Annotated in this window: 13 protein-coding genes; 3 read left to right on the forward strand and 10 right to left on the reverse strand. The window is 65.9% G+C overall.

The annotated features are described in order from the left end of the window. Nucleotides 1-16: 16 nt before the first annotated feature. The gene (locus H7F35_RS30510; RefSeq protein WP_187110236.1) at nucleotides 17-412 is read left to right on the forward strand and encodes a DoxX family protein; all 396 of its coding nucleotides are present in this window, start codon (nucleotides 17-19) and stop codon (nucleotides 410-412) included. Between the two features lie 10 nt (nucleotides 413-422). On the opposite strand, the gene def is transcribed toward H7F35_RS30510, so the two are convergent. The 5 genes from def to smc all read right to left on the reverse strand — a co-directional run bounded on the left by def (nucleotide 423) and on the right by smc (nucleotide 8,414). Further along, on the reverse strand, nucleotides 423-962 hold the full coding sequence (gene def / locus H7F35_RS30515; protein WP_187110237.1) for a peptide deformylase: 540 nt from the start codon (nucleotides 960-962) through the stop codon (nucleotides 423-425). Between the two features lie 60 nt (nucleotides 963-1,022). Further along, nucleotides 1,023-1,460: a hypothetical protein gene (locus tag H7F35_RS34945; RefSeq protein WP_261803420.1), complete on the reverse strand. Its 438-nt coding sequence runs from the start codon at nucleotides 1,458-1,460 to the stop codon at nucleotides 1,023-1,025. Nucleotides 1,461-1,575: 115 nt separating this feature from the next. Beyond that, nucleotides 1,576-3,663, reverse strand: coding sequence for an NAD-dependent DNA ligase LigA (gene ligA, locus H7F35_RS30525; RefSeq protein WP_187110238.1), 2,088 nt, complete (start codon nucleotides 3,661-3,663; stop codon nucleotides 1,576-1,578). A 115-nt stretch (nucleotides 3,664-3,778) separates the two neighbouring features. Then, nucleotides 3,779-4,885, reverse strand: a complete 1,107-nt coding sequence (locus H7F35_RS30530) for a cell division protein ZipA C-terminal FtsZ-binding domain-containing protein (RefSeq protein WP_187110239.1) — start codon at nucleotides 4,883-4,885, stop codon at nucleotides 3,779-3,781. A gap of 13 nt (nucleotides 4,886-4,898) precedes the next feature. Next, nucleotides 4,899-8,414 (reverse strand): chromosome segregation protein SMC, encoded by a 3,516-nt coding sequence (gene smc, locus H7F35_RS30535; protein WP_187110240.1) that lies wholly within the window; start codon nucleotides 8,412-8,414, stop codon nucleotides 4,899-4,901. Nucleotides 8,415-8,527: 113 nt separating this feature from the next. On the opposite strand from smc, the gene H7F35_RS30540 reads away from it, so the two are divergent. Both H7F35_RS30540 and H7F35_RS30545 read left to right on the forward strand, forming a co-directional pair. Beyond that, nucleotides 8,528-9,289: a hypothetical protein gene (locus H7F35_RS30540; RefSeq protein WP_187110241.1), complete on the forward strand. Its 762-nt coding sequence runs from the start codon at nucleotides 8,528-8,530 to the stop codon at nucleotides 9,287-9,289. Nucleotides 9,290-9,363: 74 nt separating this feature from the next. Then, on the forward strand, nucleotides 9,364-10,056 hold the full coding sequence (locus H7F35_RS30545) for a mobilization protein (protein ID WP_187110242.1): 693 nt from the start codon (nucleotides 9,364-9,366) through the stop codon (nucleotides 10,054-10,056). Nucleotides 10,057-10,105: 49 nt separating this feature from the next. Here H7F35_RS30545 and H7F35_RS30550 read toward each other — a convergent pair whose 3' ends face one another. From H7F35_RS30550 to H7F35_RS30570, 5 genes are all read right to left on the reverse strand, one after another. Further along, nucleotides 10,106-11,548: an efflux transporter outer membrane subunit gene (locus H7F35_RS30550; protein WP_187110243.1), complete on the reverse strand. Its 1,443-nt coding sequence runs from the start codon at nucleotides 11,546-11,548 to the stop codon at nucleotides 10,106-10,108. Next, nucleotides 11,505-13,499, reverse strand: a complete 1,995-nt coding sequence (gene macB / locus H7F35_RS30555) for a macrolide ABC transporter ATP-binding protein/permease MacB (protein ID WP_187110244.1) — start codon at nucleotides 13,497-13,499, stop codon at nucleotides 11,505-11,507. The genes H7F35_RS30550 and macB overlap by 44 nt, the downstream gene beginning before the upstream one ends. Then, the gene (gene macA / locus H7F35_RS30560) at nucleotides 13,496-14,653 is read right to left on the reverse strand and encodes a macrolide transporter subunit MacA (protein WP_187110245.1); all 1,158 of its coding nucleotides are present in this window, start codon (nucleotides 14,651-14,653) and stop codon (nucleotides 13,496-13,498) included. Before macA ends, macB begins: the two co-directional genes overlap by 4 nt. Before the next feature lie 191 nt (nucleotides 14,654-14,844). Continuing rightward, on the reverse strand, nucleotides 14,845-15,360 hold the full coding sequence (locus H7F35_RS30565; protein ID WP_187110246.1) for a disulfide bond formation protein B: 516 nt from the start codon (nucleotides 15,358-15,360) through the stop codon (nucleotides 14,845-14,847). Continuing rightward, entirely contained in the window at nucleotides 15,345-16,442 is a 1,098-nt protein-coding gene (locus H7F35_RS30570) for a sulfate/molybdate ABC transporter ATP-binding protein (protein WP_187110247.1), read from the reverse strand. The genes H7F35_RS30565 and H7F35_RS30570 overlap by 16 nt, the downstream gene beginning before the upstream one ends. Nucleotides 16,443-16,457: the final 15 nt, after the last annotated feature.

The following is a 16,457-nucleotide window of genomic DNA, read 5'->3' on the forward strand; positions in this document are numbered from 1 at the left end:
AACTGGAAACAACACAATGGTCAAATCCGACGACACCGGCAAGTTCATCCTGCGCGTTTCGCTTGGCGTCCTGATCCTGCTGCACGGCATTGCCAAGCTGCAGGGCGGCGTCGGCTTCATCTCCGGCATGCTGGCACAGCATGGACTGCCGGGCGCGCTGGCCTACCTGGTCTACATCGGTGAAGTGGTGGCGCCTGTGCTGCTGATCATCGGGCTCTACACACGGCCCGCTGCATGGGTCGTCGTGATCAACATGCTGGTGGCCTTCGCGCTGGTCCACATGAAGGACCTGACGGCGCTCGGCAAGCAAGGCGGCTGGGCACTGGAACTGCAGGGCATGTTCCTGTTCGCGGCGCTCGCCCTCGCGTTCATGGGTGGCGGCCGCTTCGCCCTGAGCAGCAAGTACAACTGAGCCGGATCAGTCAGTCGTCATCGGCGGTATCGAGGCCTGGAAACAGGACCTCGGTGTAGCCGAAGCGCGAGAAATCGCGCACCCGCATCGGGTAGAGCTTGCCCAGCAGGTGGTCGACTTCATGCTGCACCACGCGCGCATGAAAGCCACTCGCAACCCGGTCGATCGGGTCGCCATACAGGTCGAAGCCGGTATAGCGGACATTGGCGAAGCGCGGCACCACGCCGCGCAGGCCCGGCACCGAAAGACACCCTTCCCAGCCCTCTTCCTCTTCATCGCCCAGCGGCGTGATGACGGGGTTGAGCAGCACCGTGCGGGGCACTGGCGGTGCATCGGGATAACGGGGATTGACGATGTCGGTGCCGAAGATCACCAGTTGCTGGTCCACGCCGATCTGCGGCGCCGCGAGGCCCGCACCGTTGACGGCATGCATGGTCTCGAACATGTCGCGCACCAGCAGGTGCAGTTCGTCGGTGTCGAAGGCGGCGACCGGCTGCGCAATGCGCAGCAGCCGGGGGTCGCCCATCTTGAGGATTTCGCGGATGGCCATGGCGGGATTATCGCGGGGCTCCCCGGCCTTGGTCGCCAAGTGCGGCCATCAGCCCAGTCGTCACTGGTCCCTGGCGGGATTCGTCGTGCTGTGGATCGGCGTGCCCGGCAGATTGGGCAACGCTGGCCGGCCGGTTGCAGGAAGTCCACCCGGCCGAACGGGCTGGGCTGGAATCCCGACGACAGGCGGACGCGGGTAGTTGCCCGGCCGTACGCCTGGATAGGGATAACCGGGCCGGTTGTTGTTGTAGTAGGGGCGACGGTCGTAATACGGGCGGTCGTAATACGATGGCCGGCGCTCGTAGTAGCCCCCGCCATTGATATAGACTGGCGCCGGCTGGACCACCACCGGCGAGGGATCGGTGTAATACCCCCCCGAGGAATAACCCCCACCCGCATAGCCCCCACCGTAATAGGGATCGCCAGGAACGGCGCAACCGGTCAGCAGCACAAGGCCGCCAAGGGCGATGGTGGCGCCAAGAACACGAATTTTTTGCATGAGGGGCTCTCCTTGTTGGCCTTCAGTTTGCTTTCAACGCCAGGTTGTAGACCCTGTTGACTGCGGCTGGATGAAGTCGCGTAACGGCCGGTAAAGAGAGCCTGCCGCTACCGCTTCATTTTTCCGGAATACCGTTGGTCAGTATTTCCAGCATACGCGCCTCGTCGATCACCTCGACCCCGATGTCCCGGGCCTTGTCGAGCTTGCTGCCGGCTTCTTCACCGGCCACGAGGTAATGGGTCTTCTTGCTGACGGAACCGGCGACCTTTGCACCGGCTGCCTCCAATTTATCCTTCGCTTCGTCGCGGCCCAGCGTAGGAAGGGTGCCGGTAATGACGAAGGTCAGGCCCGCCAATGGCTTGGGCGCACGGGCGGCAGGCTCGCCCTCTTCCCATGTCAGGCCGCAGGCGCGCAACTGTTCGACCACCTCGCGGTTGTGGGGCTGGTCGAAGAAGGTACGCAGGCTTTGCGCCACCACCGGCCCCACGTCGTTGACTTCGAGCAGTTGCTCTTCGGTCGCGTCCATGATGGCGTCCAGCTTGCCGAAATGCTTGGCCAGATCCTTCGCGGTGCTCTCGCCCACATGCCGGATGCCGAGCCCAAAGAGAAAGCGCGGCAGCGTGGTCTTCTTCGAGGCTTCGAGCGCGTCGACGAGGTTCTTGGCCGATTTCTCGGCCATGCGGTCCAGCCCCGCCAGCGTGGTGAAGCCGAGCTTGTAGAGATCGGGCAAGGTGCGGATCAGATTGGCGTCGACCAGTTGCTCGACCAGCTTGTCGCCCAGCCCATCGACATCGACCGCGCGCCGCGCCGCAAAGTGCAGGATCGCCTCCTTGCGCTGCGCCGCGCAGAACAGCCCGCCTGTGCAGCGGTAGTCGACCTCTTCCTCTTCGCGCACGGCCTCCGAGCCGCACACGGGGCACTGGTGCGGCATGGTGAACACCGGGCCGCGCTGGTCATCGGGCTTGGCGAGGCTTTCGGGCACCACGCCGACCACTTCGGGAATCACGTCGCCTGCGCGCCGCACGATGACCGTGTCGCCCACGCGCACGTCCTTGCGGCGGGCCTCGTCTTCGTTGTGCAGTGTGGCGTTGGTCACCGTGACGCCGCCGACGAACACCGGCGCGAGCTTGGCCACCGGCGTGAGCTTGCCGGTGCGCCCGACCTGGATCTCGATGCCGAGCACTTCGGTCAGTTGTTCCTGCGCGGGGTACTTGTGCGCCACGGCCCAGCGCGGCTCGCGCGAGACAAAGCCCAGTTGCCGCTGCAGCTCCACGCTGTCGACCTTGTAGACCACGCCGTCGATGTCGTAGGGCAAGGCATCGCGCTGACGGCCGATGTTCTCGTGGAATGCTATGAGTTCGATAGCACCTTTCGCACGCGCAGTCTGCGTTGCAAGGGGAAATCCCCAGGCATGAAACTGTTGCAGCCAATCGAACTGCGTCGGACAGTCGGGGCCGCCTTCGCTGGCCGGCGTGACTTCGCCGAGCCCGTAGGCAAAGAAGCTCAGCGGCCGCTCCGCGGCAATCGCCGGATCGAGCTGACGCACGGCACCGGCCGCCGCATTGCGCGGATTGACGAACACCTTCTCGTTCTTCTGGCCGGCCGCGATCTTCTGGCGCTGGCGCTCGTTGAGCGCATCGAAGTCGGCGCGCTTCATGTAGACCTCGCCGCGCACCTCGACCACCGGCGGCGCCTTGCCGTTGAGCTTCAGTGGAATCTCGCGCACGGTGCGGATGTTCTGCGTGACCTCTTCGCCCACTTCGCCGTCACCGCGCGTGGCCGCCTGCACCAGCACGCCGTGCTCGTAGCGCAGGTTCATGGCGAGGCCGTCGAACTTGAGTTCGCAGACGTATTCGACCTGCGGCCCGTCTTCGGCCAGGCCCAGCTCCTTGCGCACACGCGCATCGAAGGCGCTGGCGCCACTGGGTGTGATGTCGGTCTCGGTGCGAATCGACAGCATCGGCACCTTGTGTCGCACCTTGGTGAAACCATCGAGCACCTTGCCGCCCACACGCTGCGTCGGCGAATCGGGCGTGCGCAGATCGGGGTGTTCGACTTCCAGCGCCTGCAGGCGCTGGAACAGCTTGTCGTACTCGGCGTCGGGCAATGCGGGCGCGTCGAGCACGTAGTAGAGATGGGCGTGCTTGTGAAGCTGCTCGCTCAGTGCGGCGGCTTCGCGTGCCGCTTCGTCGCGCGTCGTCATGGGGTGTGTTCCGGAAAAATGATGCGGCCGCCGTCGGGCCGCCCCAAGGCGGGCCGCGCCTCCCCCTCGAGGGGTGGCGAAGCACACGCAGTGGCAAGCCGGGGGGCCGACATCCTTAGCTGAAGAGGCGGCGGGCCAGCGGGGAGCCGGCCGCCAGGTCGCGCGCATCGAGCGTGTCGTAGAGCTGCTCGAGGTCGATGCCGATCACGTCCATCGTCTCGTCGCGCAGGAGTTGGCCGTCGCTGTCGGTCACCACGCCGTCCATCTCGCGAGCGAGCGTGGCGGCGGCTTCGCGCATGCGGCGGAACGGCTCCTCGCCGCGATCGACCTGCGGCACATCCAGGCTCAGGCTCAATTCGCGGATGGCCGATTGCGCCGGATCGTCGGCCAGCGCGGCCTGGGTGTCGAAGGCCAGCCCGAGGATCGGCGGCAATCCGACCTCACCGGTCGGCAGCACCATGCGCCCCGGAATGATGCCGGCCACGAAGCCGAGCCGCGCGGCGTTCTGCTGCACGTAGCCGGGACTCCAGGCCGCATGCAGCGCGCGCAGCACGAAGCCCAGTTGCGCATCGTGCGCGCTGGCGAACTGGTCGAGCTCGCGGGCACGCGCCACTTCGTCGAGCATCTCGGGAAACTCGGGCGAGCCGTTGACCGAGTCGGCAAAGGCCTGCGCCTTCACGACGAACTCGGAGTACTCGATCTCGTTGAGCGCGCCGGTGCGGTTGGCCAATTGCACGCCGACCTGGAACGCGCTGTAGCGCTGGCCGGGCACGGGTGGCTCCCACTGGCCGTTGCGCTCGTTCAGGCCTTCGATGGCCACCGGCTTGCTGCCCGCGCGCCGCGTCGGCGGCATGGCGGCAATGGCGGCATCGCCCGAGGCCAGGCCGTCCAGCGAGATCGGTGCGATCACGTCGATCAGCGGATCGAGCCCGCCGCGACGCTCGCCGGTCGGCACGGGCACGCCGCTGGGCGCCGGCAGGTCGGGGTCGAACAGCGGTTCATGGCGATCGGCGGTGCCCGACACCTGGTGCGGGTCGACATGCAGCATTGGCTCCACGTCATCGCCCGAAGACGACAGCGCGCGCTCGGCATCGGCCAGTGCGGTATCGACCGCGTCGGGTTGGCGCGGCGCATTGCGGCGCGACATCATGGTTTCGTAGCCCACGACAGCCGCGAGAACGAGGCCACCGAAGATGGCCAGGGCAAGAGTGAGATTGCTCATGGGGCCGCCCGGTTCAAGCGGCTTCGACCATCGAGGCGGCCGACTCCATGTCGACCGCGACGATCCGCGACACGCCCTGTTCCTGCATCGTGACGCCGATCAGTTGCTCGGCCATTTCCATGGCGATCTTGTTGTGGCTGATGAAGAGGAACTGGGTTTCGCGGCTCATGGCGGTCACGAGTTTGGCATAGCGCTCGGTGTTCGCGTCGTCCAGCGGCGCATCCACTTCGTCCAGCAGGCAGAAAGGCGCCGGGTTGAGCTGGAAGATCGCAAACACCAGCGCAATGGCCGTGAGCGCCTTCTCGCCGCCCGACAGCAGGTGGATGGTCTGGTTCTTCTTGCCGGGTGGCTGCGCCAGCACCTGCACGCCGGCATCGAGGATTTCGTCGCCCGTCATCACCAGCCGCGCATTGCCGCCGCCGAACAGCTCGGGGAACATGCGGCTGAAGTGCTCGTTGACGATCTTGAAGGTGCCGCCCAGCAGGTCGCGCGTTTCGGCGTCGATCTTGCGGATGGCGTCTTCGAGCGTGCCGATGGCTTCGTTCAGGTCGGCCGATTGGGCATCGAGGAAGGTCTTGCGCTCGCTCGCAATGGCGAGTTCGTCGAGCGCGGCCAGGTTCACCGCACCCAGCGCCACGACCTCGCGGTTGAGGCGATCGATTTCGCCTTGCAGGCCGGTCAGGCGCACCTTGTCGGTCTCGATCGACAGCGCCACGGCTTCCAAGTCGGCGCCGGCGTCGTCCAGCAGTTGCTGGTACTGCTCGACACCCAGGCGAGCGGCCTGTTCCTTGAGCTGGAATTCGGTGATGCGCTGGCGCAGCGGGTCAAGCTCGCGTTCGAGCTGCAGGCGGCGCTCGTCGCTGGCGCGCAGCTTGAGCGTGAGGTCGTCGTACTGGCTGCGCGAAGCGCCCAGCGAGGTCTCGCGTTCGAGCTTGAGCGACAGGGCATCCTGCAGCCCGGCTTGCGCGGCGGCATCGGACAGGCGGCTCAGTTCGGCACGGGCGCGCTCGTCTTCGTCGGTGAGCGCCACGACCTGTTGCGAGGCGGTTTCGATGGCGCGGTTGAGTTCGCCGCGGCGGGCTTCGAGCGTGCGTTGCGAGAAGGTGGCTTCCTGCGCCTGGCGCTCGAGGCTGCGGTGCTGCTCGCGGCTGGCCGTCAGCGCACGGCCGGCGTCGATCACGCGTTCGTCGAGCTGGGCGTGGCGCTCCTGGCTGTCGGCCAGTTGCATGTCGAGTTCTTCGAAGCGGCCTTCGGCGGCAACGCGTTTTTCTTGCAGCTCTTCGAGCTGCGCGTCGACTTCACCAAGGTCCGTGGCCAGTTGCTCGCTGCGCGCACGGGTCTGCTCGGCGAGCTGCGTCATGCGCAGCGTCTCGACCTGTTGTTCGTGGGCACGCGACTGGGTGTCGGCCGCTTCGCGCCGCGCGGTCACGAGGCGCGAGGCGGCATCGCCATAGGCGGCTTCGGCGCGAATCAGCGCGGTGCGCGCTTCCTCGTTGATGAGCGTCTGGGCCCGAAGCTGACGCTCCAGGTTTTCCATTTCCTGCTGGCGGGCCAGCAGGCCGGCCTGTTCGGAATCAGGCGCATAGAAGTTGACGCTGTGCGAGGACACGGCGTGGCCGCTCTGCACATAGATGACTTCGCCGGGCTGCAACGTGGCGCGCTGGGCCAGTGCTTCCTCGAAGCTCTGGGCCGTATAACAGCCGTGGAGCCAGTCGTTCAGCAAGGCTTGCTGGCCGGCGTCATTCAGGCGCAAGAGGCTCGACAGGCGCGGCAGCGCGGCCGAACCCTGCGGTGCACCGGCGGCTGGCGGGCTGTAGAAGGCGAGCTTGGCAGGCGGCGCATCGTTACCGAAGGCACGCACCATGTCGAGCCGGCTGACTTCGAGCGCACCCAGGCGCTCGCGCAACGCGGCTTCGAGCGCGCTTTCCCAGCCCTGCTCGATGTGGATGCGGCTCCACAGGCCTTGCAGGCCGTCGAGGCCGTGCTTGGCGAGCCAGGGGGCCAGCTTGCCGTCGGTTTTGACTTTTTCCTGCAGGGCACGCAGCGCTTCGAGCCGGGCCGAGTACTCGGCGTGGCGCGCACCCTCGGTGTTCACGGCCTGCTGGCGTGTGCGGCGGTCGTCGTCGAGTTGCGGAACGGTCTCCTGCAGTTCCTGCAGGCGCGCATCGGCTTCGCTGGCGGCTTCCTGGGCGGCGGCCAGTTGTTCCTGCATTTCGAGCAGCCGGTCCTCGTCGGGCGCGGCCAATGCGTTCTGATCGGCGCGCAGGCGTTCGCTGCGCTGCGTGAGCTGGCGGCTCTGGTCTTCGATGTTGCGCTGGTCGGCGGCCAGCACCTGGATCTGCTGCTGCACCTGCGACACCGTCGTGCGCTGGGCGTTGGCCTCGTCCTGCGCGCGCTGCACGGCCTCTTCGAGCTCGGGCATGCGCGCGTCGTGTTCTTCGAGCTGCGCGGCCAGCAGGATGGTCTGCTCTTCGGCATCGACGCCCTGCCCGGCCAGCGTTTCGATCTCGGCTTCGGCGTCGGTGCGGCGGGTGCCCCACTGGCCCATCTGCTCGCGCAGTTGCACCAGGCGCTGTTCGACGCGCTGGCGGCCTTCGACCACGAAGCGGATCTCGCCTTCGAGCCGGCCGACTTCGGCGCTGGCTTCGTAGAGCTTGCCTTGCGCCTGGTTGACCTGGTCGCCGGCCGCGTAGTGGGCCTGGCGCACGGTTTCGAGTTCGGCTTCGATGCGGCGCAGGTCGGCGGTGCGCGATTCGAGGTCGTTGATGGCCTTTTCGGAATCGGCCTTGATCTTGGCCTGGTCGGCATCGCTCTCGCTGCGCTTGAGAAACCACAACTGGTGTTGCTTCTTCGTGGCCTCGCCCTGCAGCGTGTTGTAGCGCGCGGCCACCTCGGCCTGCTTCTCCAGCTTTTCGAGGTTGGCGTTGAGTTCGCGAAGGATGTCTTCGACCCGCACGAGGTTTTCGCGCGTGTCGCCCAGGCGGTTTTCCGTCTCGCGGCGGCGCTCCTTGTACTTGGAGACGCCGGCGGCCTCTTCGAGGAACAGGCGCAGTTCTTCGGGCTTGGATTCGATGATCCGGCTGATCGTGCCCTGGCCGATGATGGCGTAGGCGCGCGGGCCGAGACCCGTGCCCAGGAACACGTCCTGCACGTCGCGGCGGCGCACCGGCTGGTTGTTGATGTAGTAGCTGCTCGTGCCGTCGCGCGTGAGCACGCGCCGCACGGCAATTTCGCCGAACTGATTCCACTGGCCGCCGGCGCGATGATCGGCGTTGTCGAACACCAGCTCCACGCTCGAGCGGCTGGCCTGCTTGCGGGTGGTCGTGCCGTTGAAGATCACGTCTTGCATCGACTCGCCGCGCAACTCCGACGCGCGCGACTCGCCAAGCACCCAGCGCACCGCATCCATGATGTTCGACTTGCCGCAACCATTGGGCCCCACCACGCCAACCAGTTGGCCCGGCAGCAGGAAGTTGGTGGGTTCGGCGAACGACTTGAAGCCCGAAAGCTTGATGGAATTAAGACGCACGACTTGTCGGCCTGCCTCGACGTAGCGCCAAGGTATTGATTTGTAAGGAAAATTGCACGGGCCTGCAGCTTGCAGCAGACCGCCGCCCCAGCCGTGGATGATAACGTCAGGGCATGAGCGATTCCCCGGTTTCACCCCCCCTTGCCGTACGACGCATTTGCCTGCTGGCAGGCACCGCCGCCCTGCTCGGTCTGGCCGGCTGCTCGTCGGTCCGCTCCACCGATCGCGCCGAGCCCTATGCCAGCCAGGAATGGCTGCAATCCGGCACCAACCGCATTGCCAACCTGTCGCTGCGCGACAACCTGCAATCGGTCCGCCGTGTGCAGAACACCTTGTACCGGCGCAACCCGCGCGAATGGCGCAAGTCGGCGGCCAGCATCGACGAAGCCGTCCAGCGCACCTGGGATGCCGTGCTGAAAGACACCACGCTGCCCGAATTGCACGGCGCCACCGGCATCGACGCCGTCCGGCTGGCCTTCGAGACCGGGCCGCAGGCTTACCAGGGCGATCGCGTCGCGGCGCTGGTGTACGGCTGGGCCACGATGCTCAAGCAGGCCAACGGCAACACCTGGGACCAGACCATGATCGACGGCATCGACGCCGAGAACAGCTACCGGGTCGCCCGCAATTTCGACATCTCGCTCTGGCTGATCTCCTCCAAGACCGGGCCCGACGGCCAGCCGCTGCTGCTGGCCACCGAAATCAGCGACCGCGGCCGCAATCTCGTGGCCGACCGCGAGCTGTCGAAGGTGATCGCGCGGCTCGACCTGTTGGCCGCGCAGGCCGACGAGAAGTACCGCCGGGCGGCACTCGACTTCGGCCAGAACTGGATCATGGGCGTGGTCATGCCGCTCTTCACGCTGATGCCCAAGTAAGTTAAGCAGACAAAACGGCCCCCTAGAATGAATCCGCCCTTCACCCCTCAACCCATTCGAGGCTGCAGCAACTCATGAGCTCCATCAATTTCATCGGCGGCGAAAAAGGCGGTGTCGGCAAGTCGGTCACGGCGCGCGTGCTGGCGCAGTACTTCATCGACCACAGCCGTCCGTTCACGGGTTTCGACACCGATCGCTCGCACAGCTCCTTCACCCGCTTCTACGAAGGCTTTGCCTCGCCCGTGGTGGTCGACAGTTTTGAGGGGCTGGACACGGTCGTGAATGGCTTCGAGAGCAACCCGCAGCAAAGCGTGATCGTCGACCTCGCGGCCCAGACGCTGGCGCCGCTGTCGCGCTGGATCAAGGAATCAGACCTTTTCGACGTGTTCGCCGAGATCGGCGTCACCGTCAACTTCTGGCATGTGCTGGACGACGGCAAGGACTCGACCGACCTGCTCGGCTCGCTGATCGACACCTTCGGCAACCGGCCCAACTACATCGTGGTACAGAACTACGGTCGAGGCAGCGACTTCGGCATGCTGCTGGCTTCGCAGTCGCTCTCCAAGGCGACAGCCAATGGGGCCCGCGTGATTGCGTTGCCGCGTCTGCACGAAGCCAGCATGCGAAAGATCGATGCGCAGAACACCAGCTTCTGGAAGGCAGTGCATGACCGGGAAGGTGTGCATGCGCTGGGGCTGCTGGAGCGCCAGCGCGTGAAGTCGTGGCTGGCCACGGTCTACGCTGCGTTCGATACTTTGCCTTTGTAGTTCTTGACGGGGTGCCTGGCGCCGCGCCCCAGTCAAGACCGGCAAACCGTTACAGGACGACAGCGCCCCCACCCAACGCCTTGTAGAGCGTCATCGTCGCATTGAGTTGGTTCAATCGATTCTGGGCCAGCGACACCTCGGCAGTGCGACGCCTGTCCTTGGCATCGAGCACCGGTTGCAGCGCCGTCGCACCCGCCTTGTAGCGAACCTCGGACAGCTTCTCCGCACGCTGCGCCTGCTGCAACGCCAGCACCAGTTTCTCGCTCTCATCACGCAATTGCGTGCGCGACGACAGTGCGTTCTCCACTTCGGACAACGACGTGTAGAGCGACTGGCGAAAGCCGAGCACCGCCTCCTCGTATTGCGTCTGCGAAACCGCCACGGTCATCCGCGCCGTGTTCCATTGCAGAAATGGCAACACCAACCCTGCACCGAGCGTGCCGACCGGGTTCTTCAGCAGTTCGCCCAATGCAGTGCTCGACGTGCCCAGCGAGCCGGTGAGGCTCAGCGTCGGATAGAAGCCGGTTCGGGTGGCGTCGACATTCGCCAGCGATCCGCGCAAGCGCTGCTCGGCTGCACGCAGATCGGGGCGACGGCCCAGCAGGCTTGCCGGCAGGCCGGCATCGATGACCGGAAGCTCAAGGGTCGGCAACTGCGACGGCTCCACCGCCATCGCCTCGGGCGGCTGATCAAACAAGATCGCCAGCGCATTGCGCGCCTCGACGCGCTGCTGCAGCAATTGGGTGTGTGCTGCTTCCTGGCTCGCGAGGTTCTGGCCTGCCTGCGCCAAGTCGAGTCCCGACACGGCCCCGGCGGCGTACTTCACGCGCACCAGCACAAGAATGCGCCGGCCGTCCTCGATGCCCGCCTCGCTCAACGCGATGCGCTGATTCAGATACCCCGTCTGCCAATAGAGCCCCGCCGTGGTGCCCACGAGCGCGAGCGCAGCGGCCTGCCGGTCGGACTCGGTGGCCTTCAGCTCCCAATCGGCGGCGCTGCGCAATGCAGAAAGTCGGCCCCACAGATCCAGCTCGTAGCTCAGCGTCACCATCGAGCCTGACGCGGAGCCGACCACGCCGCCGCGCTTCAGGTCATAGCTGCGATTCACGCTGGCCTGCCCCGCCACGCTGGGCGTGAGGTTCGTGTTGGCCAGGCTTGCCTGCAACTGCGCGCGCTGCACGCGAATGCCCGCTGCGGCAAGGTTGCTGTTGGTGCGCAGCGCGCTGTCGATCAAGGTGTCGAGCTGCGGGTCATTGAATGCGTTCCACCAACGGGTCGCAGGCATCGCAGCCGCATTCACCGCAGCAGCCGACTGCGGCCGTTGTTGCTGCTGCCACGCCTGCGGCATTTCGATCGGCCGCTGCTCGCGGCGCTCGGGCTGGAACGCGGTGCACCCGCCGAGCGCCAACGCGATGGCGACCGCACTCAACCGCAGACAAAGACGCGCCCTACTCACGAGCCAACGCCTCGATCGGGTCCAGCCGCGCTGCATTGCGTGCCGGCAGATAGCCGAACAACACGCCAATCAGCGTCGCGCACAAGAAGGCCGACGCCACGGCGCCCATTGAAAAGATCATTTGCCATTGCTTCACGAAAAGCGAAAACACAAAGCTGATGCCATACGACAGCGTCACGCCGATGAACCCACCCACGAGGCACACCAGCACCGCCTCGGTCAGAAACTGTTGCAGCACATCGCTCTGGCGCGCGCCCACGGCCATACGAATGCCGATCTCGCGGGTGCGCTCGGTCACCGACACCAGCATGATGTTCATCACGCCGATGCCGCCCACCACCAGCGAGATCACCGCGATCAGCGACAGCAGCAGCGTGAGCGACTGGCTCGTGCGCTCGACCGTCTTCACGATGCTGTCCATGTTGTAGGTGAAAAAATCCTTGCTGCCGTGGCGCATGGTGAGCAGCCGCACGATGCTGTCCTCGGCCGCCCGGGTCGGCTGGTCGTCGCCGATGCGCACCGTGATTGCATCGAAGTGCTGCTGCCCGAACAACCGGCTCGCGCCCGTGCTGTAGGGCAGCCAGATGTTGAGCGACTTGTTCTCGCCGAACATGTTCTTCTTCTCTGCCGCCACGCCGATCACCGTGCACGGCAGGTTGCCGACGAGGATCACCTTGCCGACCGGGTCGCTGCCGTCGGTGAACAGCTTGCGCCGCGTGTTCTGGTCGATCACCACCACCTGGGTCTGCTGCCGCACGTCGTTCGCATTGAAGGCCGCGCCGCTGGCCATCTGGATGTCGCGCACGCGAAAGAAGCTGTCGCTGACGCCGCTCACGTTGCCGTTGATGTCGATGCTGCGGTAGCGCAGCCGCAGGCTGCGCGAGGTCGAGGGCGTCACGCTGTGCACATAGGGCTGCGCCGCAATCGCCTGCAGGTCGGTCGGCATCAGGGTCCGGATGCTGGACGCCTTGTCGTCGCCGAAATCATGGCCGGGGTAGATGTCGAGCGTGTTGGTGCCGATGGCCTTGATGTCCGACAGCACGAAGCGCTTGGCGCCCTCCCCGATGGCCACGATCGACACCACCGAGGTGATGCCGATGACGATGCCCAGCATGGTCAGCGCGGTGCGCATGCGGTGCGCCATCATCGAGCGCCATGCCATGCGGAAGGCCTCGACAAACCGGGCCCAGCCCGTGCTGAAGCGCGCGATGCCCAGCTTGGGCGGGCTCACGACGGGCTGCACCGCCTCGGTCCCCATGGCCTGCGTGGGTGCCGTCACAGTGGGCACATTCGGCCGGTCGCCCACGATCACGCCATCGGCAATCTCGATGATGCGCTCGGTGCAACTGGCCACCTGCATGTCGTGCGTCACGATGATGATGGTGTGGCCTTGCGCGTGCAGTTCGCGCAGGATCGCGATGACCTCCTGGCCGCTTTTCCTGTCGAGCGCGCCGGTCGGCTCGTCGGCAAGGATGACCTGGCCACCGTTCATCAGCGCGCGCGCAATGCTCACCCGCTGCTGCTGGCCGCCCGAGAGCTGGCTCGGCCGATGCTCGGTGCGATCGCCAAGTCCCAGCCGCGCCAGCAGTTCGCGGGCACGCGTCTCGCGCGCTTCGCCATCGGTGCCGGCATAGACGGCGGGCACCTCGACGTTGCCCGTGGCCGTCAGGTGCTGCATCAGGTGGTAGCGCTGGAAGATGAAGCCGAAGTGCTCGCGCCGCAGCTCGGCCAGCGCGTCGCTGTCGAGCGTGCCGACGTCCTTGCCCGAGACGGTGTAGGTGCCGGTGCTGGGTCGGTCGAGACAGCCGAGGATGTTCATCAGCGTCGACTTGCCCGAGCCCGAGGCACCGACGATGGCCAGCATTTCGCCGTTGCCGATGTCGAGGTCGACGTCTTTCAGCACCTGCACTTCCTGCTCGCCCGAGGGAAAGCTGCGGCCGATGCCGCGCAGCGTCAGCAAAGGCTGATTCGCCTGCGGCTGCGTCACTGGCGCTTTCCTCTGCCGCCGTTGCCGTCGTCCGACTTCTCCAATGTCGAGGGATCGCCGGTGATGACGTTGTCGCCTTCTTTCAGGCCTTCGAGCACCTGGGCCTGGAAGTTGTTGGTGATGCCGACGCGCACGAGCCGCTTTTCGACGCTCTGGTCGGCCTTGAGCACGCGCACTTCCTGTCGGCCATCCTTGTCGCGCGCACCGAGTGCGGTCAGCGGCACGGTCAGCGCCTGCCTGGCTTCGCCCAGCATGATCGCGACCTGCGCCGTCATGTCGACGCGCAGCGTGCGGTCGGGGTTGGGCACGTCGAACAGCGCGTTAAAGAACACCGCGTTGTTGATCTTCTCGGGCGAAGGTTGCACGGCGCGCAGCGTGCCGTGGTAGCGCTTGTCGGGGTCGCCGAGGATGGTGAAGTACACCGGCTGCCCCGGCTTCACGCGCACCACGTCGGCTTCGGACACCTGGGCCTTGACCGTCATGGTCGACAGGTCGGCCAGCTTCATCAGCGTGGGCACCTGGAACGAGGCCACCACCGTCTGGCCTTCGAGCGTGCTGATCGACACCACGTCGCCATCGATGGGCGCGACGATGCGCGTGTATGACAGGTTGGTCTGCGCCGACGCGAGCGCGAGTTTCTGCTGGCGGATCTGCGCGTCCAAAGACACCCCGTCGGCGCGCAGCGCGCGAAGCTCGGCGTCGGCGCTTTCCATGTCCTGCCGCGCCGCGGCGTCCTGCGCGAGCATTTCGCGCTGGCGTGCCCAGGACAGTTCAGCCTGCTTGACGCGCACTTCCTTCGCCAGTTTTTGCGCCTGCAGGTTCTCCAGCTTGGCCTGTTCCTGCGCGAGCGTGTTCTGCGAAATGACCGGATCGATCTCCGCCAGCCAGTCGCCCTTCTTCACGGTCTGGCCGAGCACGACCTTGAGCGACTTGAGCTGGCCGCTGACCTGCGCACCGATTTCAACCTGCCTGAGCGCCTGCAGGACGCCGGTGGCGAGCACCGCGTTCTCGAGATCGGCGCGCTGCACGGCGGCGGTGAGGTATTCGGTCTTCTTGGCGGGGCTCAGCCAGAAAAAGGCGACGATGGCCAGGACGACAAGAACGGTGATACCGACAAGGAGCTTGCGCGATCGCCGCGGTGGGGTGTTTGGCATGCAATGAGGTGGGAGTGAAACACGCTGCTGGAGTGGATCGATCCTATCGCCGCATGCTTAAGGGCTGCTAAAGGGGGTGATGCCACCAAGGGACTCTTCCTCGCCCCGAAAAGGAAAAGCCCCGCCGGCCTTTGCAGGCCAGCGAGGCAATCGAATTCCATCGAATGCAGCCGCTATCGGCCGCTGCGTGTTCAGCGCGCGCGGCGCGAGCGAACCAGCAGCGTGATCAGCAGCAGCGAGAGCACCGTGAACGCGACGAACGACCAGTTCGCCAGCGTCAGGCCGAACAGCGTCCAGTCGACCTTCGAGCAGTCGCCGCCGCCACGGAAGATCAGCGGCAGCGCGCGCTTGAGCGGGAAGGTTTCGATCATTCCGTACAGGTCGCGCCCGCAGGACACGACTTCGGGCGGATACCACTGCAGCCAGCTCTGCGCGGCCGCCGTGTAGGCGCCGCCGATGGCAGAGACCAGGGCCAGCAGGCCACCGGTGATCTGCAGGCCCCTGTTACGGAACGCACCCGCCAGCCCCGTGAAGAGCGCCACCAGCACCAGCGCATAGCGCTGCACGATGCACATGGGACACGGTTCGAGCCCGACCACGTGCTGAAGGTAAAGCCCGAAGGCCAGCATCAGGACGCAGGCCAGGCAGATCAGCCCATACGCGCGGCGCGGCGCGCCGAAGTACCAATCGATCAAGGAGATACCCATTCTTCTTCGACGAACACCCTGGCCTTGCGTGGATTGGCGACGACGGTGTCGCCTTCCTTCAAGCCCAGGTCGCGGAACTGTTGCGCAGGGAGTTGCGCTTCGATGATGGTTCCGGAGCCCGGATTATCTGGATTCGATTCGGTGGGCTCAAGTTCCAGCCTTGCGATGGGTCCGACCACAATCGCACGCGACAGCGTGGCGACGATGCCGGTGGCGCCGGCCACATAACGTGTCACATCCAGGTCATGTGGCCGCACATAGGCCAGCGCCTTGGCGTCGCGCGCGCCACTGTGCTCGGGCGAATCCAGGCGCATGCCGTCGAGCTGCACCGCGCCATTGTCCGCCCGGCCATGGAACAGGTTCACGTCGCCGAGGAAACCGTAGACAAAGGGACTCGCGGGCTTGTCCCACACGTCTTGCGGTGAGCCGACCTGCTCGATCTGGCCCTTGTTGATGACCACCACGCGGTCGGCCACTTCGAGCGCTTCTTCCTGGTCGTGCGTGACGAAGATCGAGGTGACGTGCAGTTCGTCGTGCAGCCGGCGCAGCCAGCGACGCAGCTCCTTGCGCACCTTGGCGTCGAGCGCGCCGAAGGGTTCGTCGAGCAGCAGCACCTTGGGCTCCACCGCCAGCGCGCGGGCCAGCGCGATGCGCTGGCGCTGGCCGCCGGACAGTTGCGACGGGTAGCGGTCTGCCAGCCAGTCGAGCTGCACCAGCTTGAGCAGGTCGGTCACCTTGGCCTTGATCTGCGCGTCGCTCGGACGCTCCTTGCGCGGCTTCACGCGCAGACCGAAGGCGACGTTCTCGAACACGGTCATGTGGCGGAACAACGCGTAGTGCTGGAACACGAAGCCGACCTGCCTCTCACGCACATGCACGTCGGTCGTGTCTTCGCCCGAGAACAGGATGCTGCCGGTGTCGGCCGTTTCCAGCCCCGCGATGATGCGCAGCAGCGTGGTCTTGCCGCAGCCCGAGGGGCCGAGCAGCGCGACAAGCTCGCCCGACTCGACGTCGAGGTTCACGTCGCGCAGCGCGCGGAAGTCGCCGAACTGCTTGCTGATGTTGCGGATTTCGATGCTCATGATCTTCTGTTCTTT

Source organism: Variovorax sp. PAMC26660 (assembly GCF_014302995.1).
Taxonomy (GTDB): Bacteria; Pseudomonadota; Gammaproteobacteria; order Burkholderiales; family Burkholderiaceae_C; genus Variovorax.

Excerpts from the sequence above, each read along its gene's own strand:
- H7F35_RS30510 (WP_187110236.1), top strand. The coding sequence starts at position 17 with ATGGTCAAATCCGACGACACCGGCAAGTTCATCCTGCGCGTTTCGCTT.
- def (WP_187110237.1), bottom strand. The coding sequence starts at position 962 with ATGGCCATCCGCGAAATCCTCAAGATGGGCGACCCCCGGCTGCTGCGC.
- H7F35_RS34945 (WP_261803420.1), bottom strand. The coding sequence starts at position 1,460 with ATGCAAAAAATTCGTGTTCTTGGCGCCACCATCGCCCTTGGCGGCCTT.
- ligA (WP_187110238.1), bottom strand. The coding sequence starts at position 3,663 with ATGACGACGCGCGACGAAGCGGCACGCGAAGCCGCCGCACTGAGCGAG.
- H7F35_RS30530 (WP_187110239.1), bottom strand. The coding sequence starts at position 4,885 with ATGAGCAATCTCACTCTTGCCCTGGCCATCTTCGGTGGCCTCGTTCTC.
- H7F35_RS30540 (WP_187110241.1), top strand. The coding sequence starts at position 8,528 with ATGAGCGATTCCCCGGTTTCACCCCCCCTTGCCGTACGACGCATTTGC.
- H7F35_RS30545 (WP_187110242.1), top strand. The coding sequence starts at position 9,364 with ATGAGCTCCATCAATTTCATCGGCGGCGAAAAAGGCGGTGTCGGCAAG.
- H7F35_RS30550 (WP_187110243.1), bottom strand. The coding sequence starts at position 11,548 with ATGCAGCGCGGCTGGACCCGATCGAGGCGTTGGCTCGTGAGTAGGGCG.
- macA (WP_187110245.1), bottom strand. The coding sequence starts at position 14,653 with ATGCCAAACACCCCACCGCGGCGATCGCGCAAGCTCCTTGTCGGTATC.
- H7F35_RS30565 (WP_187110246.1), bottom strand. The coding sequence starts at position 15,360 with ATGGGTATCTCCTTGATCGATTGGTACTTCGGCGCGCCGCGCCGCGCG.
- H7F35_RS30570 (WP_187110247.1), bottom strand. The coding sequence starts at position 16,442 with ATGAGCATCGAAATCCGCAACATCAGCAAGCAGTTCGGCGACTTCCGC.